A 26,295-nucleotide genomic window follows, 5' to 3' on the forward strand; every position below is an offset into this window, starting at 1 on the left:
CTTATCACGGATGCTTAGGCTGAAAATACTGCTCCACTAAGGTTTGGCTGTAGCGTATCGCTTGCGCCGTGATCTCCGCTGAAATCGGCTCAAATGGGCGCTTAAGCTTAGGATCGCGATAATCCATCCCCGCTAACAGCGCATACCAAGAAGGGCGAAAGTAGGCGAGTTGCTGATCGTATTGGTAAAGCAGTAAATCAAAGTCTTCCCCTTGATACCAAGCTTGCAATAGTTGTGTCAGCCTTTGGGAAATGGTGACTTTTCTCGCCGCCAACCAATAGGGTTCGCTGCGCTGGCTGGTGACATAATGGGCCTGAATATAATCCTTTATGCCGAGTACTAACTGCATGACCGCCTGATTGAGTGTTTGTCGACTTAAGGTCTCTGCCTGCTTATTCAATTGATAGCGCTCGAATAACGACATAAATTTTTCAAGGGTGAATTGGGTCATCATGATCGACGTGGCTTCGAGCGGTTCGATAAAACTTTGCGCAAGTCCTATCGCCAGCACATTGTTGTGCCAAGCCTTGTCACTGACACCGACCCGCATCTTGAGAAACCGTACTTGGGTTGATTCAGGCAGATTAACACTGTGCAATAATTCTTTGGCCGCGGCATTGGCACTGAGGTGGCTACTGCTATAAACATAGCCATTACCAAGCCTGTGGGTGAGTGGGATTTGCCATAGCCAGCCCGCACTGAGCGCCGTGGCGCGGGTATGGTACTTGGCTTGCTGTGCTTGGGTTTGCAATGCATGGTTTTGTAGATCATGGGTTTGCTGTGTTTGAGCGGAGTCCATTAATGCAGGTACAGGAACAGGTACAGTGACGGCGCTGTCGTTGAGCAGTTCATTGGCGAAGGATTGAAAGGGTACGCCTAGGGTTTTATGAATTAACTTAGCGCTAAAGCCGCTGGCATCGATAAAAAAGTCGGCGTTAAGTCGTTCGCCATTCGCCAGCATTAAGGCGTCTATATGTTGGTTTTGGGTTGTTGAAACTTCAATGACATCGCCGATGAGGTGTTTTACGCCGCGTTGGCAAGCGTATTCTTTTAAGTAGTTGGCAAGTTCAGTGGCATCGAAGTGATAGCCGTATTCGTTAGCGTAGGGCAATGCTTTATTCGGCCTAGGGCTGAGATTATGTTTGGCCAGTACACCGCTGGAGAAAAACGCATCGGGTTTAACGGCACTGCCATGACCGCGGCGTCTTGCATTGGCGTTGATAAAGAAAACCTCGGCGGGTTTCACATCCAGTTGAAAATAGAAGGGATGAAAGTATTGCTGCCCGTCCCCATTCCAGTTGATGAAATCGATGCCAGTTTTATAGCTGGCGTGGCATTGTTCCATCCAATCTTTTTCGCTAATGCCTAAGTTGTCCATAAAGCGTTTCAAGTGTGGCGTTGAACCTTCACCAACGCCGATGGTGCCTATGTTGTCCGATTCCACTAAACAGAGTTCAATGGCGGCAAATACGGGGTTATTTGCTAGTGTAGCCGCTGCCATCCAACCTGCGGTGCCACCCCCTAAGATAATGATTTTTCTGATTGCTTGCTTCACTTTCATGGTTTATATCTCTGTAGTATCAACGCAAAAAGCCGACCCTAAGGTCGGCTATGCTGTGACTCAAGATTAAAATTTGTAGCTGGCACCGACGAAATAACGTGAACCAAATTCGATGGTGTTTTGGGTTAATCCGTATTTAACATCATAGGATTGCACCACTTCATTGGTTAAGTTAACCCCTTCGAGTGAGATATCTAAGTTCTCCATTGCATGCCAAATAATCGAGGCATCCACTTGTTGATAGCTGTCGTTTAACACGTTTTGAATATTACCTACGCCTAAGTATTCTGAACGCCAGTTATAGGCGATACGGGCGCTGAACAGATCATCTTCGTAGAAGAGTGAGCCGTTGAAGGAGTTTTCTGATACGCCTTCAATCATCTGCTCGGTACCATCGGGGCGAGTGCTCTTACTGTCCACATAGGTGTAGTTGGTTAAGAAGCCAAAACCGCTTTCAAAGTTATGTTGTAGCTGGATTTCAAGCCCAGTAACAGAGCCGCTACCGCCGTTGGCTGGGGCTGTGACTCGGCATTTATCCCACTCGGATTCTGACGCGCCGCAACCTTCAATGTATTGAGTCGACTCAGTTACAAACACTACGTTATCAATATCTTTGTAGAACAAGGCTGCCGACAGCATAGAAGATTCAGTGAAGTACCATTCGATGCCAAGGTCAGCTTGATTCGCCTTATAGGGTTTTAAATTGGGATTACCGCCAGTCGCAGTACCAAAGTTTTTCGCTATCGCTAACCCAGGTTTAAGATCGCTGTAGTTGTTACGTGCCATCACGGCAGAGGCCGAGGCACGTAGGATTAGATCTTCTTGTAGATCAAAGGCGACGTTGATACTCGGTAACCAATTATCGTAATTAACGGATTCATTGTAGGGTTTGCCATCGGCAAAACCGGTTGAGGTTTGGTCTGTGTTAACGTAACGCAAACCAAAGTTACCACGATAGAATTCGCCGCTGAAATCCGCTTGGGCGTACAAGGCCAACATATCCTCTTCGACAGTGAAGGTGTTACCGAGATCGGCGACTTCCACTAACTCACCATTGGCGTATTTCTCGCTGATAAAGGCCCACCATTTGTCTTCATCTAACTTGGCATAGGAGTCGAGTACATTGCCGCCGCTCTGGGAATGTAGCCCAGACAGCACGCCATCGCTCCAGTTAGCGAGGTTGCCATTGGGCACGAAACCTAGGATTTCTGCGGGGTTACGGTTGAAAGCATTACGCTCGAAATCACTGGTATTGTACTTAATCCCGACCGCAATTTTATTAATAAAATCATGATCGAGTTGATATTCGAAGTCAGACTGCGCGTAGGTGACTTTATGATCTTGCACTGTGGTTTCGTAGTTGGCTTCCTGCGCATGCTTGAACTGGCTAGCATCGTTGGCATCTAAGCTCGTCAGCACCACTTGATAGGGACCTGTGGCATCATAACTAAAGCCACCATCGACACTGCCTTGACCATTAGGGAAGGTAGGATCGCCAATTTTTCCACCTTGATCCGTTGCAGGGATCCACCAAGAAGATGAGCCGCCTTGGGTGCCGCCATCTGAGGTCGATTGGCCAATGACGCCACTTACCGTAAAACTGTCTCCGACGTATTTTCCGGTTAAGTTGAGTACGTCAGACTTCATATTGACCGCGTGGCGTACCACAGGGTTATAAATAATCGACGCATACGCTGGCAGAATCGTTGCCGATGCTGTGCCGCCTTGGGCGTTATTTACTACGTTGGTGGAGCCCGAACCGCGGGCACCAACGGTTAAGAAGTTATGGTTTACGTGGGGGATATCGAGTTCAAAATTAAAGTAATCTAAGGTGAACTCTGTTTTTTCAGTCGGTACAAATTGCAGTGTGACTTGGGCACTGGTCCGTTCACGTTCGGCCCTAAATGCCTGTGAGCCAATCCCCCACGCCCCGACAGTTGATTCTTGGTTTTGTGCAGGATCCGCGGCAAAGTATTCATAGTAACCGCTGAGTGATTCTAATACATGCCGACCACTGGTGAGTTTTTCTACTGAGTAAGCGCCTAAAATACCAAATTTTTCATCGTCATTTTTCCAGCTTCCGACGAAAGATCCACTCGGATCTGTTTCATCGTACAGGCTGCTTTGGCTCAACTCACCTGCCACTTGATATGTGTGAGCATCGAGATCTAAGGGCTTACGGGTTTTGAGATTGACAGTGCCGCCTAGCGCACCTTCTTCAAGGCTAGCGGTTGGCGTTTTGTGGACTTCAACCGCACTGACTTGCTCGGCTGACAATAATTCCATATTGAAGGTACGAGTGGCAGGACCAAGATCATACCAAGAGGTACTCGCAACGGTTTGACCGTTCAGCAAAATACGACTCTGTTCTGGCGCTGTACCGCGAATGGTGACTCCGCTCACTTCACCGTATTGCCTATCGACCGTCACCCCAGAAATGCGCTGCAGCGCATCACCAATGTTTTTATCGGGAAACTTACCGATATCTTCCGAGGTGATGGCATCGACCGTGGAGTCGGCGAAGCGTTTGGTATTCATTGAGGCTTCAATCGAGCGACGTATGCCGCGTACTTGGATTACCTCAATATTTTCTGCGGTTGCCTCTTGTTGCTCCGCCGCGACTGCGGTTGAGCTCATCCCGAACAAGGCGTTAGCGATACATAATGCGAGCAAAGAGCTCTTAAATAGTTGACCTTCTGACATGTTATTGCATCCCTGTAGTGCTTTTATGTTGTTTTTTTCTCCAGTTAACTTACCTGTTATCGAATTGTTGATGCGGTACTTTTCACACTAGGATTGGTATTTTTCTATTGTCTTTGAAGCCTTGGGTAAGGGGATAGTTAATACCAATCGTATTAAATATCTGTTCATTCAGCGGGAATTCAACGCGCTTTAGACAAGGCGAAGGCTTGAAGGCATAGTGGTGCTCTGTCGAAAGCCTTAAACGCAGTATAAAGCGCGTTGAAACTCGCCCTTTGGGAGCCACACAGGCATCCCACTCCGGTGTTGCATTGACTTAAAAGGGAATGACCATTTCTGCGTCAATGCGCCTTGGATTGAAATGCCTGTGAGGCTCTGAACTGATTAGATATTTAATGTGATTGGTATAACTGGTGCAAAGGCAGGATTTATTGACTTAGCGTAGAAAAGTATGGCTTGTTGCTAGGATGGTATAACTAATGCTGGTGGGATTACTCACTATAGATAAGCTAAACGGATGAGTGAACTCGCTGTCTACAGGTTATGAATTAACCAGTGCGTAAAGAGAACTAACTTATTCATCTTTAAACATTATTTATAGGATGAAATCATGAAACTGAAATCGATAGCCGTTTCAGTTGGGCTTTGTGTTGCGAGCTTGAGTACTGGCTTAAGTGCGGCCTACGCCAGCGATAAAATCATTTACCTTACCTTTGATGATGGTCCAATTGACGCGACCTTAGGGCTGTTAGATGCGTTAAAGGATGCCAATATCAAGGCGACGTTCTTTATTAATGCGTTTCATATGTATGGTGAAGGGGATGAAAACGAGGCGTTAGCGGCTGTCGCCCTACAACGCTTGCTAGATGATGGTCATATTCTGGCAAATCACAGTTACGATCATATGCTGCATAACTGCACTGATGGCGTGCAATCTGGGGCGGCATATTGTAATCAAGTTGGACTCTGGCCTGTAAAATCCTATCAAGATGCGGCCACCGATTTCACCTATTTTGTGACGAACACGGCCAAAGTGGTTGAACTTATTCCTAATGCCGCCAGTTATCCCAATAACAAGATGACTAAGTTGGCACGTTTGCCTTACACCAATGGTTGGCGAGTGACCAGTAAACTCAAAGGCGACGGCTTGTGTGCGACATCCGATACTGTGCCGCCTTGGGACCCCACTTTTGCTTGTACCGCAGAAACCTCGACCAACAGTTCGCAAGTTGCAGTGCAAATTCAAAACATGCTCGCCGAGAGTGACTATAAAATATTCGGTTGGGATCTAGACTGGGGACCAGAGGATTGGGGGGTTGCCTTTCCAGCTGAATCCATGGCCGATGGGGTTGAGCTGGTGGCAAAAGTCAATCAAGTGATCAACACCTGCGCTGGAACGACGATGAATCCGCTTAACAGTCGTACGCAGAACTTAGATTGTAGTGATGGTTTACATAACGGGAAAGTGGTTATCTTGACCCACGACTTCCTGTTTGAGAATGCTCACCGCGGACAAGGTGCAACCATCAACTTGCCTAAAATTAAGCGTTTTGTTGAAGAAGCTCAACGTCAAGGGTATCGTTTTGATACGCTAGATAACTATGCCCCTGCTTGGCAGGATCAGCATAATTATCAACTACCTGAGTTTGTGTCCTATCAAGATAAAATCTATTCCTTAGTGCAAGCGCATTTCTCCCAAAGCAATTGGCAACCAAGCCAAACCCCAGCCTTGTGGAAAAACGAAAAGTAGTGCGACTTATAAACACAAAATCCATTGCCGCAGTGATATTTTAAATATCACCGCGGTAGTCTTTTATCTGGCTCAGATACTATCTAGGACTTAGGTTTAAATTTATCCTTTTCTAGATTGAGCTTTTTCATTCTTAGGTACAGTTTTTTCCGAGGTATTCCTAAGTAATTTGCGGCATCTGTGACTCTACCTGAACAAAGATAAAGAATATTTTCAATGACTTGTTTTTCATAGGCGTCAACGAGCTCATCCAATGGTGCGTCAGGGGCTTGTACTAGTTTGAGGGCTTCTTCACCGGGAAGTTTTATGATGCCAACGGCATAGAGCTCGGCAAGATTTCGTAACTCACGGATGTTGCCTGGCCAGTGGTAGCGTTTAAGAATATCGATATAATTCAAGTCAATTTTGGGAATAGGAATATCGAAACGCTTACAGCTTTGGCTTACGAAATTTCGGAATAAAGGAATAATATCACTCTTGCGTTCAGCGAGTTTTGGCAATTGGATCCGTGCCTGTGAGAAGTAGTAATACAACTCAGGTAATAGGGCTCCTGTTTTGACTTCATCATCTGGATTGGTATCGAAAATGCAAATCGTACGGTGGCTTTTGGTATTTAGTCTTTCCTGATCCAGTAAGCGAGTACATAGCCAGCGTTGATGATCATGGTCTAGCTGAGTTAACGAACGCAGCACTAAGGTACCATTTTGGGCTTTGACTATACTGGCTTCTAATTCCGAAAATGTGGGATGCTCTTTGCAATCATGGATGATTAAGCTGTTGTTTTTGTATTGACTTAAGCTATGCAACACTGATGCGACTAAGTGACGACCTGTGCCCATTTGTCCTTCAATCATCACATCTTTATCTATTTTAGCGATTTGACTCAGTTGTTGGCGTATTAGATTGATCTGCTCACTGGTGCCGAATAGATGTTCCTTAAAAGTGCTAGAGATAGCCTCTCTCTGTTCTATGATCCCTTGACGGATTTGTTGAGCTCGTTTGAGCAGTTGTAAGAATTGAGCTGAGTCGAGAGGTTTTTCAAGGAAATCGAAAGCACCGCGTTTGACTGCCTCGACCGCGAGTGGGATATCACCGTGACCAGTGATCATGATGACAGGAATTTCAGGATCAATTTTTTTGACTTCATCGAGTAAGTCCATGCCATTCATCGCGGGCATATAAATATCTGAGACGACAATCCCATTCCAGTTTTCATTGAGTAACGCTAAGGCTTTAGCTGGTGAGTTGGTTGCCTTAGCATTGTACCCTGATAGGTGTAATAAGTGGCGATAGGCAGTGAGTACATCCTCATCATCATCGACAAGTAGCACATTAAACTGCGTCGAATTTTCAATCTGCATTGTGAAACTCCAAAATAATCATAGCGCCACCTTTTAGGTGTGATGCCACATAAATCTCAGCTTGAAAACGTTCGAGTATTGAGCGACAAATGCTCAACCCTAGGCCCAGACCTACGGCCTTAGTTGTGTTAAACGGGGTGAATATAAGAGGCAAAATACTCGGGTCAAATCCTGGGCCATTATCGTAAATTGCCAGTGTTAATTTGGCGCTCGTTTGATTGAATATTGATACAAAGATCTGTTTATCTAATTGACTTGCGGTGGCGTCCATAGCGTTAATTAGGATATTCAGCAGTACTTGTTCTACCTGAACCGCGTCAGCCATTATCATGTGATCTTTATCTAACTCATTATGAATAATGATGTTTTCATTTCTAGCTCGGGTTTCCACTAGTACCAATGCGTTACTAACGAGTTGACGGATATCTAGGCTAACAGCTTCGATATTACTGGGGGATTTTCGGGCGAAATTTCTAATAGCAGAGATAATTTTAGCCATCCGTAAATTCATCATTTCGGTTTTACCTAGCATGTCAGTGAGTAAATCGAACTGATGTGATGCTAGTGCTAAACGGCAACTGTACAGATAGGTACTGACTGCTGAAAGTGGTTGATTTAACTCGTGAGCTAGGCTTGTCATTGTCTGACCTACCGCAGCCATTTTGGCAGCTTGGATGAGATCTGCTTGCGCTTGACGTAAATGCCTTTCTGCAATGCCACGTTGTTCTATTTCTGCTGTTAGCTCTTGATTTTTAAAGGTTAGATTTAAAGTTCTGTCAGCGACTAAGGACTCTAGTTCGCGGGCATTGAGCTCTTGTTTGGTGATGTCAGTAATAGTAACCATGTATTTTGCTTGTCGTGCGTGTTCGAATGCCTGCAGGTGAAAATGCAAGTATTGGGGGGTGTTATTCTTGAGTAAATTGAGGATGCATTCACTTCGTCCCGTTCGTTGCAGCTCACTATCAATCGCGAATTGTTGCGATAACACTTGCTGGCTAGTGGAGGGGAATGCTTGCCAAAGGGTTAGTTGTGGGGCGAGCGTGGTTAAACTCAGTAATTGTAATGCCTGAGGGTTTGCCGATTCAATTTCCCCGTTGGGATAACATGTAATCAAGCTTGCTTGGGCATTATTGATAAGTGTCAAAGCATTACTTTTTACCATTGCCTGCATATCGACACAGAATTGTCGCAAGCAGTCACCCATGTGGCCAATTTCATCTTTACCTTGCGTCGCTATCGGCCAGTCTAAATGGCCGTTAGCGACATTTTTTAAATCAATTTCTAGGGTATTAAGGCGTTTTAATACTCGTTGTCGAATGAGGATTGCCAATACTAAAATACTGATTAAAATAGAAATTACGGATATAAGGAAAATAATCAACTTTCCATTTACTATCATAGATTTGGTGTTGATGTTTAATGAGTTGAATGCTTGGCTGGATTGTTCCAAGGTAGCAATGTTTTTGCGGTGAAATTGGGTTAACACTTGAGTTAATGGGGTTGCTAATTGTGATAAAGCCAGTTGAGCTTCAGTATCCAGTTTTAATAGTCGAATCAATTCACCATTAGAGCTGATAAGGTTGATTAGATTCTTCATTATTTGCCTATGGCTGATCGTGGAAGGAAAGCTCTTCAGTTTTTCTACTAACTCTTCAATTTCGACTATTTTTTGATCTAAGTAATAGAAGGCGCTCGTTAATTCTCGCGTGTATCTTTGATCAATAATTTCATTCACTAAGGTAAATAGTTCTGTTTCTTTAGCGGATAATTCTTGCAAAATAAAAAATTCACTCATTAATGCATTGGGCGAGGTATTTCCTACCGGATGTGACAGTAAGCGAGTCACGTGCCATTCGACCTCTTGCATTAAGGGCGTCATTTCATCATTAAGGTCTTGATGTAACCAAGTGATGCGTTTTTGCAAGTTATTAAGTTCTTGGCTGTAAGTTATTTTTTGTTTTAATAGCGTATCTTGTTTTTCAATTAAACTTGAGAAATGATCGAGTGCAATCCGTTGTTCAGGGAGTAGCTCATTATCATGGTTACTGTTCATATAGGCTTTTTCAATAGTTATAATTTCATTTTTTATATCAACCTCAAATTTTTTATAATCGAATTCATCTTTAATTTTATAGCTATTAGAAATAATGGTCTGTATATTCCCACTTGATCTTTCTAGTATATATGCGCCATTAAGTGGTGGTAGACTATGCTCTACGATATTATTTATCTTATTACTGAGTTCTTCCCAAATAAAAGCCGTAGTCACTCCTATAGATAGATTGAGAAATGTCATGCTCGCAAAGGCGAGCATTAATTTGCTTCCTAATGTTGTTGGTATTTTAAAATGATATTTTTTCATGATTTTTTGGACACTAAGCTGTTCATTAAACTAATAGCCTGATCTAATTGATGCTCACTTTTCTTGCGCCACTGGTACAAAATTTGTTCTATTTCTGTGGTGTGCTTATGCTCTGTTGAAATCTGTATAAATTGATTCTGTAGTGCTAAAGATAAAGACTCGGCTTCATCAATCGGAACTGAACTCGCTAATAGTCGTGCTTGACTAATGAGTTGTTGTTCATCAGATGAAATGGTGGTCGATGCTTCAGCTTGGTGGATAAGTTTCCATGCCAGTTGTAGTTTAGGTAATTGGTAGGTAATCACCTGATCGAATAATGAATTGATAATATCGGCTCTGTTAAACAGTACTTCTTCATTAATGACGGGTTGTGTACTTTTAGCAAGCCTAGCATCCGTCAGTGAACGTTTGGCAACGGCACTAGAGCTTATAAGCTTTTGGCCATTAGTAGAGAGAAAATATTGGATAAGCTTTTCGACATTCGCTTTACTTCTGCCACGGGAAGTAACGGAAATATAAGTCGGAAGTATAACGGTATTGGGTAGATAATTAAAATTGGTAAAATAAAATTTATCTTTAGAATCAATTGCATAGCTATCTATTACGACGCCGGCGCCAACAAGCCCCCTAGAGATAGACTCACTCACTCCAAAACTTCTTGCTGAAACTGAGGCCAAATTTCCACCTATTTCCCTTAGTAACGCCCACCCTTGAATCCAGCCTTTTTGTTGTAGTACTCCTTCGACCATCATATGAGTGGTGCCAGAATTGTTGGGCGTACTCATCATGATATGCCCGGAAAATTGTGCTGCAGCGAGATCTTTCCAAGTATGGGGTATGGATAAGTTGTTTTTTTCTAGGTAGCGCTGATTATACATAATCGTTATCCCAGAATAGCCTAATGCTATGGTTTTATTACTTTTAGTAAGGTCATGTATTTTTAACCAAGGCGGCATTTCATAGCGTTCTGATGGGGCGACAATAAGCCCTGCATTATCCAAATCGCGAAAGAAGGTTGGAGTAGAAGAAATAATCATATCTACCGGATGTATTGACGATTGTTTTACCCACTTTAATGCGGGTCCAGTCCTGCGATATACCACTTGAATGGGGACATCTGGATTTAACTGTTTGAATTCTTCAAATAAGGCGCCCATAGGTTCTTCAGAAAAGGTGGTTAATACCACTAGAGGTTCTGCTGCAGAGGCGGAATTAAAGAGTGAGCTTAATCCTATGCTTGTCCACAGTAGTAATAAAAATGGAGTAAAAATTTTAATTTTTATTTGCAGAACATGATTTATTTCGTCCAGTTTTATGTAACTCATGGCATCAATACCTTATTAAGTGATTCAACTCGCATATTTTTTAAAATTTTAAATTCTTGTTTAATTCTAGTTGAGTCAAATTTGACTCGATTTTTTAGGGCTGAAAATAGCTTAAGCCATCTTTATCGTTCGCGCCTTGTATTAACACATAGGAATTAGCGCTTCTAGGACGAGTTTGTGTCAAAACTAACTCGTTTTCGCCAATTTGTTGCAATTCATATCGGATATTAAGGTGTCTGTGAAAATGATGTTACACGAATTTTTAATATGTGCATCGTTACTTTTTGGCTAACTAGACTTCCAACTTTTGGAGCAAGCTATGATAAAGAAATTTTTTCAAACCGGTGCTGATCTACCTATTATGAACGAGACGCCCGAAAAAATTCGTTCAATTTATAAAAAATATCAATGGCAGGTTTTTATCGGCTTAGTGTTCGGCTATGCCATGTTTTATGTAGTACGTATGGCGTTGAGTGTGGTTAAAAAACCTATGCTCGACGCAGGTGTTGTAACCATTGAAGAATTAGGCTTGATGGGCTCAGCATTCTTCTTTACTTATGCATTTGGTAAGTTCTCAAATGGATTTTTAGCGGATTATGCCAACATTGGCCGTTTTATGTCTGTTTCCTTGATGCTTTCCTCTATTGCTTGCATGGCAATGGGAATGGGGGTTGCAGGGGTATTCTTTGTAGTGCTTTGGGGGATGAATGGCTGGTTCCAATCCGTGGGTTCTGCTCCTTCATGTGTTTCAATCTTCCATTGGTACTCACCTAAACAAAGGGGCAGTGTTTACTCTATATGGGGCGGCTCACGCAATATCGGTGAAGCAATTAGCTGGATTTTAACTGCTTCATTAGTAAGCTTTTTTGGCTGGCAGATAGGCTTTATTGGGGCTGGTATTGCTGCATTTGCCGCTGCAGCTTGTATGTTTATGCTGCTAAAAGATCGCCCTCGTACCTATGGTTTACCAGATCCTGCAACAGCTTATGGTGAAGAGCCTGAGTCAGTTAAAGGGCATGATCCTGTCGCTATTCGTAAAGCTCAACTGTTTGTATTAAGACAACCCGTAGTTTGGATTATTGCCTTAGCGTGTGCAGCTATGTATTCATCGCGTTATGCCATGAGTTCTTGGGCTGTGTTGTACCTGCAATCGGAAAAAAACTATTCCTTGATTGATGCAGGTGTTGCTATGTCTTCATATCCGATTGCAGGATTCATTGGGGCTATTTTATCTGGGATTATTTCTGACAAAGTATTCAATGCCAATCGTCATATTCCGACCTTCCTATACGGTTTAGCAAATATAGTTGGTATGTGCTTACTGTTCTGGGGTTCAGAGAGTCGCACTATGGATGCCTTTGGTCTGGGCCTGATCGGTTTTTCAATCGGTGGTTTAGTCGTATTCCTTGCCGGTTTAACGGCCTGTGACTTAATGCCTAAAAATGCGGTAGGCGCAGTGAAGGGTTTCATTGGTTTGTTCTCTTACCTCGCGGCATCCCTGCAAGAAATTGTTTCTTCAAAATTAATCGTAGTGACCGAAGTAGCAGGTGTTAAGCATTATGACTTTGGTAGTGCGCAATACTTCTGGTTAGGCACTTCAATACTATCCATTGTACTCGCAGCTTCTGTATGGCGTTCTAAGAAAGTCACTATGGTCGATTGATAAACCGAGTAGGTCATGGCGTTAATTGTCATGACCTTTGTAAAGAGTTTCTTCTTAAATCATTAATATCAAAATAAGTAAGAGAAACACGATGAAAAAAGCAATTTTAACCGCTTTAGCATTTGCCATTTGCTCAGCATCTGTTACAGCAGATGAATCGCCTAGTATCTATGGGCGACTTGATTTATCAGTTACCCATTCAGAGTTAGGTTCAACTGTTTACAGTGGTACTAGTGGAGTGAACGTGGGTGAGAGTGGCACTTATCTTGAAAATAACTCATCCAATATTGGTCTCAAAGGTAAATCAAGCATAAATGACGACATTAATATTATCTACAAGATGGAGTTTGGCGTAAATAATACGTCTAACCGTGCCAATGATTCTAGCAAAGTATTCTCTGCAAGAAATAGCTATTTAGGTATTGAAACCGTTTATGGCTCTTTGCTTATTGGTCGAAATGATACAGTTTTTAAAATGTCAGAAGGTAAAGTCGATATTTTTGGTACAACGAATGCCGATATCAATCAATTAGTCGCTGGGCAGACCCGAAGTGCTGATGGTCTGTGGTATTTCTCTCCAAAGTTATTCGGTCTAGTTGATTTTAATGCCACTTACTTAATGCAAGATAATTATGGTGTCGATGATAATTTGTACGCATTGAGTATGACTAGTGGTGATAAGGAACTCAAGAATAGTCATTATTATTTAGCTGCAGCACTTAATAAAGGTATTGCTAATATCGATGCTTATCGTGCTGTTACACAAATTAAGTTAGGAGACGTTAAACTTGGTGGAATATTTCAACATACTGAAAGTTTGACGTTTTCCAATATGAAAGGGCACTCCTATTTTATCAATGCGACCTATGATTTATTGGGTACAACACTAAAAGCTGAGTTTGGTAAAGATCGTTCTGGATTAGGTGGCTATTTTTCTAAACTTGTTGGCCAAAATGATGAGGTGACTGATGTTGATATCAGCCAGTTTACTATTGGTATCGACAAAAAAGTGACTAAATCGACTCGAGTTTATACTCATTTTTCCTTATATGAAGGCGAATATAGATTGTCTGGCATAAAGCAAGATGTTGGCGACGATAAAGTTGTTACATTAGGTGTCCGCCACGTTTTTTAACCGCCTAAAATGTAGCCGAGTGTAGGTTGCTTTAGCTTGCTCTCGGCTAAGATTGTCGAACTTAATATAAAATTTGAGGTGATTTAATTGGCTACTATATATCTAATTAGTCAAGGGGATGCAAAATCTTTAGACGTGTACGACCTGTCTGCACCTTCTCATCATTCACTGTCTAATCTCGGAGAATTGCATGCAAATATGCTAGCAAACTCATTGAGGGATACTCGGTTTGAAATGGTATACTCTTGCACGTCACCATTATCGATAGAAACGGCTGGAATATTAAATCGAGGACGGAAAAAATCCATATCTGTGATTAAAAAGTTAGCATTGGAGGATTTTAAAGCCGATTTTGACGTTAATGGAGAATGTTTTGATTTAACCCTGTGTATTCATACTATGATGTTGCAATCCCGTGGGTTTTGCTCATCTATTTATACTCAATTAAAAATAGTAGAGAAACGTCTTTTTGAAATCATTGAAAATATTGGCATGATATACAGTGGTAATGTGCTTATTGTATTAGAATCTTTGATGGTTAAATTATTAACTAATTGTTTCCTGACGGAACAAAATTCTGAAACACTTTGGAATACCATTCGTCCAGTAAGTTTGAGTATTTTACATTCTGATGCTAAAGGACGTCATTTGATACTGAATAATGACATTTCCCATTATCAATGCCAAAGCGTAGCTTAGCATACAACACCAAGTCTGTATTTCAGCAATATGTTTCTAGGTTCTCAAATTGATTAAAAAAACGATTTATCTATTACGTCATGGGCAGACACAATTTAACGCAGAGTTACGTTTACAGGGACGTTGTAATTCTCCTCTAACGGCGTTGGGAAAGTTACAGGCACAAGCGGTTGGGGAAGTACTGATGCAGCGTATCTACAGTGTGGATGAATGGGCATTTTATGTTAGTCCTTTAGGGCGAGCAGTACAGACTGCCGAAATTATTTGTCAACAAATTGGTTTTCCTATTGCGCAGTTACAAAAGGATGCGCGTTTAATTGAATTTGGTCTTGGTGATTGGGAACAGCAGCGCGTCCCTGACATTAAGCAAAACCAGCCTGAGTTAAGTCATATCGTCGACTGGTATACCTATGCTCCAAATGCTGAGTCATTTGCCAGTATAACTGAGCGTCTTAAGGATTGGCTGAACGATCCGAGCGTACCTGAACGTGTCATTGTCGTTTCTCATGCTTTATCTGGGGCCGTGTTTCGCGGTATTTATGCGGATCTGGATTATCAAGCTTTATGGGCACAAGACATGCCGCAAGATGCATTTTTTAAGCTTGAAGACGGTAAGGTGATAAAAATTCAATGCCTTTAGTTATCTTTGCTAAGGACAATCTGAACTTAGCCTGACAAAATTCAAAATAGCGGCATTTTTTACACTTTACCCACTTCGCTTTAACTCAGTATCTGTAATACTGCTCCAACATTGATTTGAAGTTTATCGGTGTTAGAAAAGTAGCGCATAACGAGCGCGATTGGGGAGAGAAGATGAGTACGTTTGTAAAATTAACCATAGCGGCAACCTTAGTGGTATTAGCCTTACTTGCTGCGGGTATTTACCGTTTCAACATGACCAATGATGATATTTATATGGTGATGGAAGATGGACAGGTGATGCAATACGATGAAGCCATGGCGCATGAAAAAACTCAGGCTCAGGCGAATGAGATCGAAACTGTGACACCTTTTGAGGTAAAGCCTGTGGCGAATGCATCGGAAGTGATGCTCAAACTCTTTAGCTTAAATACCGCCAATCCTGTTGAAATAACGCTGCCTGAGGGCGGCAAGTCCGTTGCACTGACACATTTTATTAAGATCAAGCAAACAGAGTTTGCTATGGGTGACTACCAAGATGGTGAGGTAAAAGGTCGAGCATTACTCGATTACTTGCGCATTACACCGTTAAATTTCGATCCCGCTCTAGAGCCGGACACCCAAAGTGACGCACCGATTCAAGATGATCCTAAAATGCAAACTATGCCCTTTGTGGCGCCTTTTATTGTGACGACTCAAGGTTCAGGCGTATTTTGGTATCTTGGATTGTTTAATCTGGATTTTAAGCTCAATAGCTTGAAACACTTAGGCAGTGTCATGCTTGGCGATCGAATCGAAGTGGATAGTATTGAACCTGTTTATCCTTTCGAAGCCCCATTCAAAATTGCTGTGACTTATCGCGATAGAGCGTCTGACCAACCCATGTCTGAAAGCCCTGAAATAGTCAAAACCATAGAGATGATAGTGAGTGAGACCAGCATACATAAGTAGCGTGTAAATGCCATTATGGATCTGCGCAGGCTTATGCTAAGTTGTTTTTCGGTCTGTGGGTGATGTTTGCTTCAATAGCAAGCGTTAGCAGGTAATAGGTCAGCATAAGATTTCGACAAGGAGAGTGTCATGCAAGTTAGCAAAATCACTGGGAAATTTGATGTTAAGCTCACTCCAGATAGCCCCTATGCTACTGGCATTGGTGGTGTGACGTTAGGCGTATGGGCTTAGATAAAACCTTTTATGGTGAGCTTGAGGGGCGCAGCAAGGAGGAAATGCTCAGTGCTATGACGTCAGTCAAGGGCTCAGCTGGCTATGTGGCCATTGAACAAGTGGTTGGCAACTTGTGCGGTAAGCAGGGCAGTTTTGTATTACAACATTTTGGCATTATGACCGATGGACAAAATCGTCTGATCTTAGAAGTGATACCCCATTCTGGGGCGGGGGAGTTGCAGGGGTTAACTGGCACTATGACCATCAATATTGAGAATGGCCAACATTTTTATGCATTCCAGTTTGGCTTTGAAGCTTAGTTTGACTTTGAAGCTTGAGTAACGCCTGCGTTTTAGCTCAGTGTTCTGTAACTCTTCTCCTTTATGATCATTCGAGTCATCTGAATTCACCCTTCTTAATTTAAGCGAGTAAGTCTTTTCGATTGGGTCTGAAAATGGGCATAAAAAAACCAGCTGAGGCTGGTTTTTTTGATTCTTTTTTCATAAAGCACTATCGAACCTTGAGTCTAGATCTGTGTGCTGTTACTTAAAATACGTTTAATTTAAAAAATGCCGTTGTCGCGAGAGTTAAGACACTTTTTTAACAACTTTAATTTTATCAACGACCTTTTTCACATCGTCGGTATTTTCGGCAATTTTCAGTGCTAGTTGACGTTCTGCATCGCTGGCAACTTCACCTTTCAATGTGACTATGCCATTGGCAACATCCACATTAATTTGGGTGCCGGATACGTCAGTTGAAAACAGTAAACGCGTTTTGATGACTGTGGCAACTTTAGAGTCAGTTAAGGTGGCAACAACTTCACTGGTGCCTTCTTTTTCATTCATCACAGTGAGTTGGTTATCGACATCTTTCACTCCATCTAAGCTTTTGATGAGCTCTGTGGCGAGGGCTTTATCCACACTGCTTTCCACTTTACCTGTTAATGTCACTTTACCATCTTTGACATCTGTAATGATGTCGAAGGAATTGAGATTCGTGTTGAGCAGTAAAGTGGTTTCTGCTTTACCATCGATCCACGCATCCTTGGTTCCGCCTTTCCAATCTTGGGCGGCGGCCACATTTAAACTGATTGAACCGACAAGTAAAGCCACTAGTACTGATGCTGTTGTAGTTTTCATAATCATATCCTCCGTTGTTTTCTCGAAGCTAGATAATGCGCCAATCGTGCCAATGTTTTTAAGTTAATGATTTTTAATGTTTTAATTTTTTTATCTGGCGTTTTTATACCTTAGCATTTTCCTTTAGGTCGGTCTTTTTTACCGACAAAGTGTAATTTTTTCTGGCATGCTGAGCCATCATTCGAGCATAAAAAACCGCACTCATCAGTGCGGTATTATGTCTGTAGTAAAAGTGGAGGGGAGTCGGTTAAATATGGCTCACTTAGCGACAGGGAATTAATGGTGATTGAGCGATCCCGTACCGTCGTAACTCATTTGCAGCCAAGCGGCACCCTCTGCAAGTTGGTTTGCAAGTTGTGGCTGATGCGCTTGCCTTACTGCTTGTTTTATTTGGATTAGCACTTGCTGCTCTATATCGACAAGGGCGGTCATAGCCTGCGAAATTTGGCACTGTTGCAGCAATTCTGTTGCTTGAGTATAAGTGACGGGCACGGTGTGACTTAGGCCATTAATTGGCTCGTCAGCCAAACGTCTCAGCTGTTCAAACCGAGTTAACATTCGTTGATGGATGTTAGCTTTGGCGGAAAAAACACGCTTAAGATTATAGTCTTCGACATACCTCCTCGCTTGGTTGTAAAATGTGAGTCCTTCCTGATTCAGCTTGATGATTTCATCGATCAACATGATATCGGCGCGGATATCAGTCTGATGTTGCACAACATTAGACTTCATTATGGGCCTCCTAATGCCAGTGTTCGACATAGATTGTTTAACTGCTTGGGTAAACTGATTTCGTTTCGTTCAGCTACCATGCATATTCTGTTCTCGTTTTTAATGATATTTTAACAGGCTGATTTTTAGACTGATATTCTCAGTTCATCGAGATATCATCTTAGAACATCGGCAACTATTACCGTTGCTGTTGTTAAAATTTCATGGCTGACATACAGTAGTTTTTCATACAGGGAGTAGATACGCATGGCTCGACTGACACTTTTTTATCACTTGCAGGATGTTGGCGCCGAGCAAGCAATCATCGAACTTGCTGGCGCTGCTGACTTTAATAAGCTACGCAGTGTCGATGACTTGCCTTGGATAGAGCAGCTAGAGGCAAATCACGTCGATGTTGCCATTATTGAGTTATCCAGTCTTAGTCGTGAAGATTACCTTGTGCTGCTGGATAATGCGGCCATGTCAAATATTGAGTTTATTTTTCTCTCCGATGGTCAGCCAAACCCTAATCTTGATCAGTTAATGTCTCATTTTGCTGGTTACCACTTTCGCAAACCTTACGATATGCCGCTAATCAGCGAAATTTTTGCTGATTTTGCACAGTATTTAGCGTCATCGCCTAATCGACTGCATCCTTTTGCTAGCGAGCTAGACCAATACGGTTTGCTTGTTGGTTCATCAGCTCCTATGCACAAGCTATATCGCACAATTCGTCGCGTCTCTGCGACAGGCAGTAATGTGCTGATTATTGGGGAAAGTGGGGTCGGGAAAGAACTGGTTGCTAATACCATACATCTTGCCAGCCCTAGGGTGAACGAGCCTTTTATTGCGATTAACTGTGGTGCATTAAGCCCAGAATTGGTCGACAGTGAGCTGTTTGGTCATGTCAAAGGCGCATTTACGGGGGCGAATCGGGATCACAAAGGCGTATTTGAGCAGGCTGAAGGCGGGACCTTGTTTCTCGATGAAGTCACCGAAATGCCGATTGATCATCAAGTGAAGTTACTCAGAGTGTTGGAAAATAGCGAGTATCGTCCTGTGGGTGGCGACAAAGTGCAACGTGCAAACGTACGTATTGTGGCAGCGACTAACCGTGATCCCATAGTGGCGATAGAGGCAGGGCTATTTCGAGAAGATTTGTACTTTCGTTTGGCTCAGTTTCCCATTCGTGTTCCGCCCTTACGGGAACGTGGCGAGGATATTATTGGGCTTGCGCAGCATTTTCTTGCCTATCGTAACGTGGCCGAAAAGCAGAATAAGAGCTTAGCTGAAGACTGTATTCAGATGATTGCTAAGTACCCTTGGTCTGGTAATGTGCGCGAATTAAAACATGCAATTGAGCGAGCCTATATTCTGGCCGATCAGGATATTTTACCCAGCCATTTACAGCTACCTCAGACGAATGAAGTGGGTTTATGTGGTGGTGAACAAGTTGTTATCCCCCAAGGCATGCGCTTAGATGATTTAGAGAGAATCGCTATTTATCAAGCACTAGAAACCACTCAAGGTAATAAAACGGATACCGCCGAACAACTGGGGATCAGCGTTAAAACCCTCTACAACAAGCTTAGCAAGTACGAGCAGCAAGTCGAGACCGGTGAAACGACTGCTGAATAAATATTAATTATCAAATTAATATTGAAACAGAGCTAAACTTTATACTCTTTTTTTTGTAAATAATAACTCCTATTCTACAGCCCTTAAACAGAAAAAGCGGAGATAGAATATGAAACACTTATTAACAACAGCATTATGGCTTTCTTTGACAGCCAGTAGTTTTGTAAACGCCACCCCAGTAGTAGGAAGTCTTGAAACAGTCGCTGAATTGCCAATACGACCTGGCAATGTCAGCGTCACTGCACAAGGTCGGATTTTTGCCACAGTACATCCATTTGATACACCATCAGGTTTGCAATTGATTGAAGTTAATCGTGAGACCAACGCTTATAAAGCTTGGCCTTCAATGGATTTGCAAAAAACATCGACAGCCAATACTGCTCAATTTGATACCTTATTAGGTATTGCTCAGGACAAAGCTGGACACCTCTGGACCGCAGATATGGGGTTAGAATTAGGGCAGACAAGGATTTGGGGATTCAATATTAAGGACGGCAGTCTATATAAACAAATCGTCCTACCACAAGCTCTCGCGCCTAAAGGCAGCTTTATGCAGGATCTGGTGGTCGACTCTCAAAAAGGCTGGATTTATTTAGCCGATATCGCCAACCCTGGCCTCTTAGCGGTGCGTATCGACGATGGTCATACAATACGTTTTTCAGGTCATAGCTCGCTGCAGGCCGAAACGGATGCTGTAATGAACATAGATAACAAAACAACATTGTTTAATGGCAAAGTTGCCAGTGTCGCGGTCAATCCAATCAGTTTATCTGCCGATGGAAGTACACTCTATTATGGTGCAATGAATGGCACTCACTGGTATCAGTTATCGACTGCGGCTTTACAAACAGGCAATAATGATAAAATTATCGCCACGGTAAAATTAGTCGGAGCCAAGCCTGTATCAGATGGCGCAGCAACGTCCAAACAAGGTAATCATTACTTTACCAATTTGAACCACAATGCCATTTCCATGCTAGATAACAAAGGCACGCTAACAACAGCGGTCAGTTCTCCACTACTGGATTTTCCAGATAGTGTGCAATTTGGTGAAACAGGCTGGTTATATATTTCAGTGAACCAATTGCATAAAGCAAAAGCCTTTAATGGAAAAGCCGAAACAGCCAAACCGCCTTATCGTATCATGCGACTCTGGACCGGTGAGGATACTGCTGCGGGTCAATAACACCTTAGCTGCAACTGCAAAGTTGCAGCTTATATTTGCAGTATGAGTTATATCGCAACTGGTATTTACGTTGATGTGAGTCTTTGGTTTAACTCGAAAGCGTCTAGAAATGAGTTAGGTGTTGATTGTGCAAACTATCAATGCCTCTTATTGTGACTGGCACAGGTCAATATTGAATGGTGAGATAATTTTTGGAACAAGGAACAAGGAACAAGTTCAGTGAAATTCAATCAACCTTCTAAAAATGCATTTTATATTCAAACTCTGAGTACTCAGTACCGACCTCTATTATGGCTGTTTGCTGCTGGGTTATTACTGCTTGGTTTACTCTGCGCCAGAGCAACCTATTTACAACCCGATCCGATACTACAGCTCGTTCTCGGCTGGGTAACACTATTTCTATTGTTACCCGTGTTACCGACTGCGTTTGTTCAGCAACAGTGTTGGTTAGATGCTGAGCAACAGCAATTGTGGCTCGGTAAAGGTTTATTCAATGGGAGGTATATGGGATTGTGGTGGTGGCGTTCCTATGCTTTTTCGGACATCAAAGCAGTGCAACTTTATCAGCTGCAAATCACCCGTTGGCATCAGATCAGCCGCAATCGCCAAACGGAAGATACTGTCCAACATTATCTGGCTTATTTAGAATTGCACCAGCCCAACGGTGCTCAATTGATATTGGGTGACAGTACTGATAGAAAGGAATTACAACAAGTTCTACAGCAATGTGCGCAGGCAATAGACTGTAAATTTCAGGATTTTAGTAACACCACTCAAAAATCACTTCCCAAAGGTAGTGAATTTAATTTCATGCGGGTACTGGTTCTGCTGGTTATATTTATTTTGTTGAATATTTTATATTTTTTGTTCGTTCTATAAATGCCCAGTCATCCAGCCTAAAAAGTTAGGCTGGATGTCCTCCACAACGATCACTCATCTTGCTCTGTGGTTTCCTGATAAGGAACAAACACTTTAAGAGATGCTGGCTGGACTTCAATAGTGAGATCCGCTGGCTCAAATACTTCACCATCAATCACATATTTACACTTAGGCTGGCTGCTGATGGTGACCTTTTTAGCATGTGCATGATGGACTTTACTTGCACTCGCTTGTTGATCTCGCACATTTTTATTGCCTTCTTTCACCCATCCTGCAATCGCTAATTCAGCGAGGCTAAGCAACTGCTCTTTGGGTTCATCGCCAGCATCCAACCAAGTAATGTCGAGCAAACCGTCGGTCATGTTTGGTTCGCCATCGCCCTGCGCCAACACGCTGGTAAACGGTGCGGCATTGGCAACGATTAGGCTATGGGTCGTCAATGTTGTGGGTTTTGCATCATCTAAGCTGAGCTGGATGGTTAAAGTGATATCGGCATTCACTGCGCGCCATAAGCCATCGAGGTAGGCAAACTGGCCGAGGGCATTTTTACGCTCACGGTTTGCGGATTCAATCATTTGTTGCTCAAACCCTATGCCCACAAGCAACAACACTAACGCCTCATTACAACGCGCGGTATCAATGGCTTGGCAATGCCCTTGAATAATATTATCCAGCGCCTGAGAGATAGGAATAAGCTTACTGCCTAAACCAAAGAGGGCATGGCTGAGGGCATTAGTTGTGCCAAGAGGAATGATGCCTAAGACGATATCCGTATCAACGATTTGAGAGGCCACTTCAGTCACAGTACCATCGCCACCACAGGCGATAATGATATCAGCGCCTGCATTACGGGCTTGCTCGGCGAAGACATTTGCAGTTTCGTCTGCTGTTGTGAGTTTTAAAGTCAGGTCAAAATAGGCTTTGAGTTCATCTTGGATTTGCTCGCTGTATTCTTGCCATTTCCCGCCACCAGAGACTGGGTTGGCGATAATCCACGCCACTTTGTGGATGTTAATTTTCCCTTGACTGAGCATGCGATCGAGCGCGCGTAATTGCCATTTGTTTAAGCCAGCGGTTTTGCGAATTTGCTTTATCTGCTGCAGTACTTCGGCGAAGTGCTGTTGTTTATCTTTACAAACCAAATAAGCGGCGAGTACCAGCACTGAGCGGCCACGACCCATAGCACAGTGGATGAGTACCTGTTTATTGGCGCGCACTTGGCGGTGCAGCCAGTTAACGGCTTGATTGAGTTGGGCGCTGGTCGGTACGCTATGGTCGAGGATGGGAATATTTAAATACTCGATATGATCTTCAAATTGCGACCAATCTAAGCCATCAAATTCAGCGGTGACATCCAGAATGGCAGTGATCTTATTGGCTTTAATCTTTTCCAGATCTGCGGAAAAGAGTCTACAGCCGAGATACAGATGTTCATCAATCCTTTGCATGGGCGGTACTGAATCGTATTTTCTGGCCCAGTGGTTATAGAGTCGACTGCCTAATAAAAAGGGAATAAAACCCCAACGAATATACCAAGGAATAGTGCCATCTTGGCGTTTTCTAAAAATACTGGCGAGATTAAACCAATAGGCTGAACCGACTAAAAACAGTGACAGACTTGTCCATGCACAAATGAAAGTGAGCAGGGGAGAAGTGTCTGTTACTGCAAAATAGGCTAACAATACTGCACTTGCAGTGTACAAATATTTGATGTGGATCTTCGTTAGCATGCAAGTCCTCCAATGCCATTGTTCTTGGTTAAAATCGTTGCACTTGAATGGATAGATGTCGAGATGAGAGATGCAGAAATGAGCGAGTCTAAACCAAAAGGGTGGCAGTAGACGAGTCTATTGCCACCCTAAAGTCAGGTTTGTTTAGCACTTAGTATCTTTAGCTTTAACACCTTCTTTGACTTCTTCACAGGCATCTTCGATGGCGTTACCTGTATCAGTCATTACTTCATCGATTTTTTCGCCCGCGTCTTCGGCTTTGTTATCACTACAGGCCGTTAAACCTAGGGCGAGTAATAATGCGAATGCTGCACTTGTCATCAGGGTAAATGGTTTCATATCTATCTCCTTTTCTAAAAAAATTATAGTCGCGGTGATTTACCCTTAAGGGCATTGATCAGCAGAGAAATCACTAATAACACAATAAATATGAAGAAAATGATTTTCGCTATTCCCGCCGCTGCGCCAGCAATCCCAGCAAATCCTAACAACCCGGCAATCACGGCAACAACTAGAAATACTAATGTCCAACCTAGCATAATAACCTCCTGCCCTTGTATTAATCCTTCTCATGACCGTTTGTGTCACTTGTAAGGTAACGGCTAATGGCTCTTACTTGATTGCGATCTTAATGCCAACTTTAAAAATTTTAAGTAGTTAATTGATTTTAAATATAATTTAAATCATTTTATTTAAAATGGTGTGAGTGAATTAAAAGAGGGGTAGGCAATTTTTACCTAAGCTTCGGTAAGAGTTTCAGCCTAATACGTTGAATCAAAGACTGTGAGCTGATGTCGTTCATAAGTAAAGACAAATAAAAGCCGACACTGTGAGTTTGTGTCGGCTTGAAGATATTATGATCTTATAATACAAGATGATAGGAGCTAAATACGTTTAAAAACGATTTAATGGTTTCCAGCGCTGCAGGCTAACTGGAATACTCGTACCTTGGGATAACAGCAGGTTAATGCGGGATTGATATGCTGCGCCCACCATTAAATGTTTGGCTAAATCCACCGCATTACGGGCCTTATAGTCATCTAAATAACTGCCTTTTGCCCAAGCGTTAAATGCACCCAGTGCTGGGCCTGCCCAAATTTGGTAATCCATTTCGCGGCCGACTTCACCTGTGTTCGACCAGCGGCTCGAAAGACCCAAATACCAGCGGAAAATCAGCGCCATCTTACGTTTGGGGTTATCCAATGCGCGCTCGATTTGCTTAGGATCGCGCTCGTTAAAGTGGGCGACTGTGCCCGCCCAAATATCATCGAGTGATGAGCGGAACACTTGCTCTTCGAGCTTTTTACGCTCGTCCGCAGGGATGGCATCAATCGAATCGTAACGGGTATAGATTTCATACAGCTTATTGGCGCGCATCGGGAACAGGGTTCCGCGCTTAACCACTTGTAATTTAACGCCCATTTCGAACATATCGGCGGCAGGCGCCATAGTTACATCGGCCATTTCTGTGGTGGCGAGTAACTTACGTGTGTGTTCACTCGCGCCCGCTTCGACGCAAGCTTGGTTGATAGAACCTGTGACGATAAACGCCGCGCCCATGTTGAAGGTGGCTAATGCTGCATCGGGAGTACCTACGCCGCCGCCTGCGCCCACGCGGATAGGCGTTTTGTATTGATACTTAGCTTGGATTTCATCTTTAAGCGCCAAAATCGTCGGCAATAGCGTCACTAGCGGGCGATTGTCGGTATGGCCGCCTGAGTCGGCTTCGGCCGTGATGTCGTCCGCCATAGGCACCAGCAATGCCATCGCCATTTGGTCTTGGCTGATAAGGCCGTCACTCACTAATTGCTGGAGGATTTTGGCTGGCGCTGGCTCCATAAACTTAGTCGCGACTTCGGTACGGCTGATTTTGGCTATGACTTTGTTGCCAATGACGATGTCGCCATGTTCGTCGCGGCTCAAACCCGCCGCGCGGTAATAGACGATTTGCGGCGTTAAACCTAAAAATGCCGAGGCTTCGACCGTGCGCACTTTATGTTTTAAGAACAGCTCAACACTGCCGCGCTCTAATGCGGGCTCGCTTGGGCTGTGAATTAAGTTAAAAGCATAAGGACCATTAGGCAGCGCCGCCTGAATGCGAGTAATGGCCGCTTCAACGCGGGATGGAATTAACCCCGCCGCGCCAAACGAGCACAAAATGCCCGCTTGACCTAGCGCGATAACCAGTTCTTCCGAGGCAATACCGTTGGCCATAGCGCCAGCGTAGTAAGCGTATTTAACCCCGTGTACGCGGCGAAAATTACTGTCGCCTAAACTTTGGGTGCCAAGGGCGGGCGCAAAAGCGCTGACGGGGTGTGAGCCTAGTGGCGCTTGGCTGTCGCTTGTTGTTACTTCGGCCGTTTGCGCTATGCCTAAGCCTTTTTCACTGTGATTCACTAAGTAACAGGCTTGGCTTAAATCTTTGAGTTTTTTGCCTAATGCGTCGATATCAAAGCTCAGCGCGGCATCGTTGACTTGCCACGGCCAAGGGCTGAGTTTTTCGTTATTGCTATTGAATTGATCTAGAGTATGGCTAGTCATAGGTGTTCTCATGTTATTTGTGCCGCCTTGGTGATGTGGATAGCCAAGGCGGCGCAACTATTTGTTATTCGTTATTCGTTATTTGTTATTCGAGATTAGCGTCTTTCTA

The 26,295-nt window shown here is 43.2% G+C and carries 21 protein-coding genes and 1 pseudogene; 10 read left to right on the top strand and 12 right to left on the bottom strand.

From position 1 onward, the window contains the following. Positions 1–4: 4 nt before the first annotated feature. From L5L97_RS01755 to L5L97_RS01765, 3 genes are all read right to left on the bottom strand, one after another. Positions 5–1,561 (bottom strand): tryptophan halogenase family protein, encoded by a 1,557-nt coding sequence (locus L5L97_RS01755; protein WP_263180939.1) that lies wholly within the window; start codon positions 1,559–1,561, stop codon positions 5–7. Positions 1,562–1,627: 66 nt separating this feature from the next. Continuing rightward, positions 1,628–4,264, bottom strand: a complete 2,637-nt coding sequence (locus L5L97_RS01760; protein WP_263180940.1) for a TonB-dependent receptor — start codon at positions 4,262–4,264, stop codon at positions 1,628–1,630. Positions 4,265–4,346: 82 nt separating this feature from the next. Beyond that, on the bottom strand, positions 4,347–4,547 hold the full coding sequence (locus L5L97_RS01765; protein ID WP_263180941.1) for a hypothetical protein: 201 nt from the start codon (positions 4,545–4,547) through the stop codon (positions 4,347–4,349). A gap of 324 nt (positions 4,548–4,871) precedes the next feature. On the opposite strand from L5L97_RS01765, the gene L5L97_RS01770 reads away from it, so the two are divergent. Then, positions 4,872–6,011, top strand: coding sequence for a polysaccharide deacetylase family protein (locus tag L5L97_RS01770; protein ID WP_263180942.1), 1,140 nt, complete (start codon positions 4,872–4,874; stop codon positions 6,009–6,011). An 83-nt stretch (positions 6,012–6,094) separates the two neighbouring features. Here L5L97_RS01770 and L5L97_RS01775 read toward each other — a convergent pair whose 3' ends face one another. From L5L97_RS01775 to L5L97_RS01785, 3 genes are read right to left on the bottom strand one after another with little or no spacing between them, the layout of a single operon-like run. Continuing rightward, positions 6,095–7,372 carry a sigma-54-dependent transcriptional regulator gene (locus L5L97_RS01775; RefSeq protein ID WP_263180944.1) on the bottom strand — a complete coding sequence of 426 codons (1,278 nt, stop codon included), beginning with the start codon at positions 7,370–7,372 and terminating at the stop codon, positions 6,095–6,097. Beyond that, positions 7,362–9,734 (bottom strand): ATP-binding protein, encoded by a 2,373-nt coding sequence (locus tag L5L97_RS01780; protein WP_263180945.1) that lies wholly within the window; start codon positions 9,732–9,734, stop codon positions 7,362–7,364. The genes L5L97_RS01775 and L5L97_RS01780 overlap by 11 nt, the downstream gene beginning before the upstream one ends. Further along, entirely contained in the window at positions 9,731–11,059 is a 1,329-nt protein-coding gene (locus L5L97_RS01785) for an ABC transporter substrate-binding protein (RefSeq protein ID WP_263180947.1), read from the bottom strand. Before L5L97_RS01785 ends, L5L97_RS01780 begins: the two co-directional genes overlap by 4 nt. A gap of 319 nt (positions 11,060–11,378) precedes the next feature. On the opposite strand from L5L97_RS01785, the gene L5L97_RS01790 reads away from it, so the two are divergent. The 6 genes and pseudogenes from L5L97_RS01790 (at position 11,379) to L5L97_RS01815 (ending at position 16,679) form a co-directional block, all read left to right on the top strand. Then, positions 11,379–12,722 carry an MFS transporter gene (locus tag L5L97_RS01790; RefSeq protein WP_263180949.1) on the top strand — a complete coding sequence of 448 codons (1,344 nt, stop codon included), beginning with the start codon at positions 11,379–11,381 and terminating at the stop codon, positions 12,720–12,722. Positions 12,723–12,813: 91 nt separating this feature from the next. Then, complete coding sequence (locus L5L97_RS01795) at positions 12,814–13,857, top strand: porin (protein WP_263180950.1); 1,044 nt, start codon at positions 12,814–12,816, stop codon at positions 13,855–13,857. 87 nt (positions 13,858–13,944) lie between these two features. Then, positions 13,945–14,556: a hypothetical protein gene (locus L5L97_RS01800; RefSeq protein ID WP_263180952.1), complete on the top strand. Its 612-nt coding sequence runs from the start codon at positions 13,945–13,947 to the stop codon at positions 14,554–14,556. Positions 14,557–14,605: 49 nt separating this feature from the next. Further along, positions 14,606–15,196, top strand: coding sequence for a histidine phosphatase family protein (locus L5L97_RS01805; RefSeq protein WP_263180954.1), 591 nt, complete (start codon positions 14,606–14,608; stop codon positions 15,194–15,196). A gap of 173 nt (positions 15,197–15,369) precedes the next feature. Continuing rightward, positions 15,370–16,146 (top strand): hypothetical protein, encoded by a 777-nt coding sequence (locus L5L97_RS01810; RefSeq protein WP_263180955.1) that lies wholly within the window; start codon positions 15,370–15,372, stop codon positions 16,144–16,146. 129 nt (positions 16,147–16,275) lie between these two features. Beyond that, positions 16,276–16,679: pseudogene (locus L5L97_RS01815) on the top strand (DUF3224 domain-containing protein). A 267-nt stretch (positions 16,680–16,946) separates the two neighbouring features. Here L5L97_RS01815 and L5L97_RS01820 read toward each other — a convergent pair. Together L5L97_RS01820 and L5L97_RS01825 are read right to left on the bottom strand one after the other, a co-directional pair. After that, on the bottom strand, positions 16,947–17,501 hold the full coding sequence (locus tag L5L97_RS01820; RefSeq protein ID WP_105249747.1) for a BON domain-containing protein: 555 nt from the start codon (positions 17,499–17,501) through the stop codon (positions 16,947–16,949). A 276-nt stretch (positions 17,502–17,777) separates the two neighbouring features. Further along, positions 17,778–18,233 carry a hypothetical protein gene (locus L5L97_RS01825; RefSeq protein ID WP_028760642.1) on the bottom strand — a complete coding sequence of 152 codons (456 nt, stop codon included), beginning with the start codon at positions 18,231–18,233 and terminating at the stop codon, positions 17,778–17,780. 246 nt (positions 18,234–18,479) lie between these two features. Here L5L97_RS01825 and L5L97_RS01830 point away from each other — a divergent pair, with 246 nt between their 5' ends. The 3 genes from L5L97_RS01830 to L5L97_RS01840 all read left to right on the top strand — a co-directional run bounded on the left by L5L97_RS01830 (position 18,480) and on the right by L5L97_RS01840 (position 21,915). Further along, entirely contained in the window at positions 18,480–19,850 is a 1,371-nt protein-coding gene (locus L5L97_RS01830) for a sigma-54 interaction domain-containing protein (protein ID WP_168823230.1), read from the top strand. A 109-nt stretch (positions 19,851–19,959) separates the two neighbouring features. After that, complete coding sequence (locus L5L97_RS01835) at positions 19,960–21,036, top strand: L-dopachrome tautomerase-related protein (protein ID WP_168823228.1); 1,077 nt, start codon at positions 19,960–19,962, stop codon at positions 21,034–21,036. A 219-nt stretch (positions 21,037–21,255) separates the two neighbouring features. Beyond that, on the top strand, positions 21,256–21,915 hold the full coding sequence (locus L5L97_RS01840; RefSeq protein WP_263180957.1) for a hypothetical protein: 660 nt from the start codon (positions 21,256–21,258) through the stop codon (positions 21,913–21,915). Between the two features lie 50 nt (positions 21,916–21,965). On the opposite strand, the gene L5L97_RS01845 is transcribed toward L5L97_RS01840, so the two are convergent. From L5L97_RS01845 to pfaD, 4 genes are all read right to left on the bottom strand, one after another. Continuing rightward, complete coding sequence (locus L5L97_RS01845; protein WP_263138092.1) at positions 21,966–23,645, bottom strand: diacylglycerol kinase family protein; 1,680 nt, start codon at positions 23,643–23,645, stop codon at positions 21,966–21,968. A 144-nt stretch (positions 23,646–23,789) separates the two neighbouring features. After that, complete coding sequence (locus L5L97_RS01850; RefSeq protein ID WP_028760637.1) at positions 23,790–23,984, bottom strand: hypothetical protein; 195 nt, start codon at positions 23,982–23,984, stop codon at positions 23,790–23,792. A 23-nt stretch (positions 23,985–24,007) separates the two neighbouring features. Beyond that, entirely contained in the window at positions 24,008–24,184 is a 177-nt protein-coding gene (locus tag L5L97_RS01855) for a DUF1328 family protein (protein ID WP_028760636.1), read from the bottom strand. A 355-nt stretch (positions 24,185–24,539) separates the two neighbouring features. Next, positions 24,540–26,186, bottom strand: a complete 1,647-nt coding sequence (pfaD, locus tag L5L97_RS01860) for an eicosapentaenoate synthase subunit PfaD (protein WP_263138430.1) — start codon at positions 26,184–26,186, stop codon at positions 24,540–24,542. Between the last annotated feature and the right edge of the window lie 109 nt (positions 26,187–26,295).

Origin of the sequence: Shewanella sp. SM71, assembly GCF_025653905.1 — a bacterium.
GTDB lineage: Bacteria > Pseudomonadota > Gammaproteobacteria > Enterobacterales > Shewanellaceae > Shewanella > Shewanella oncorhynchi.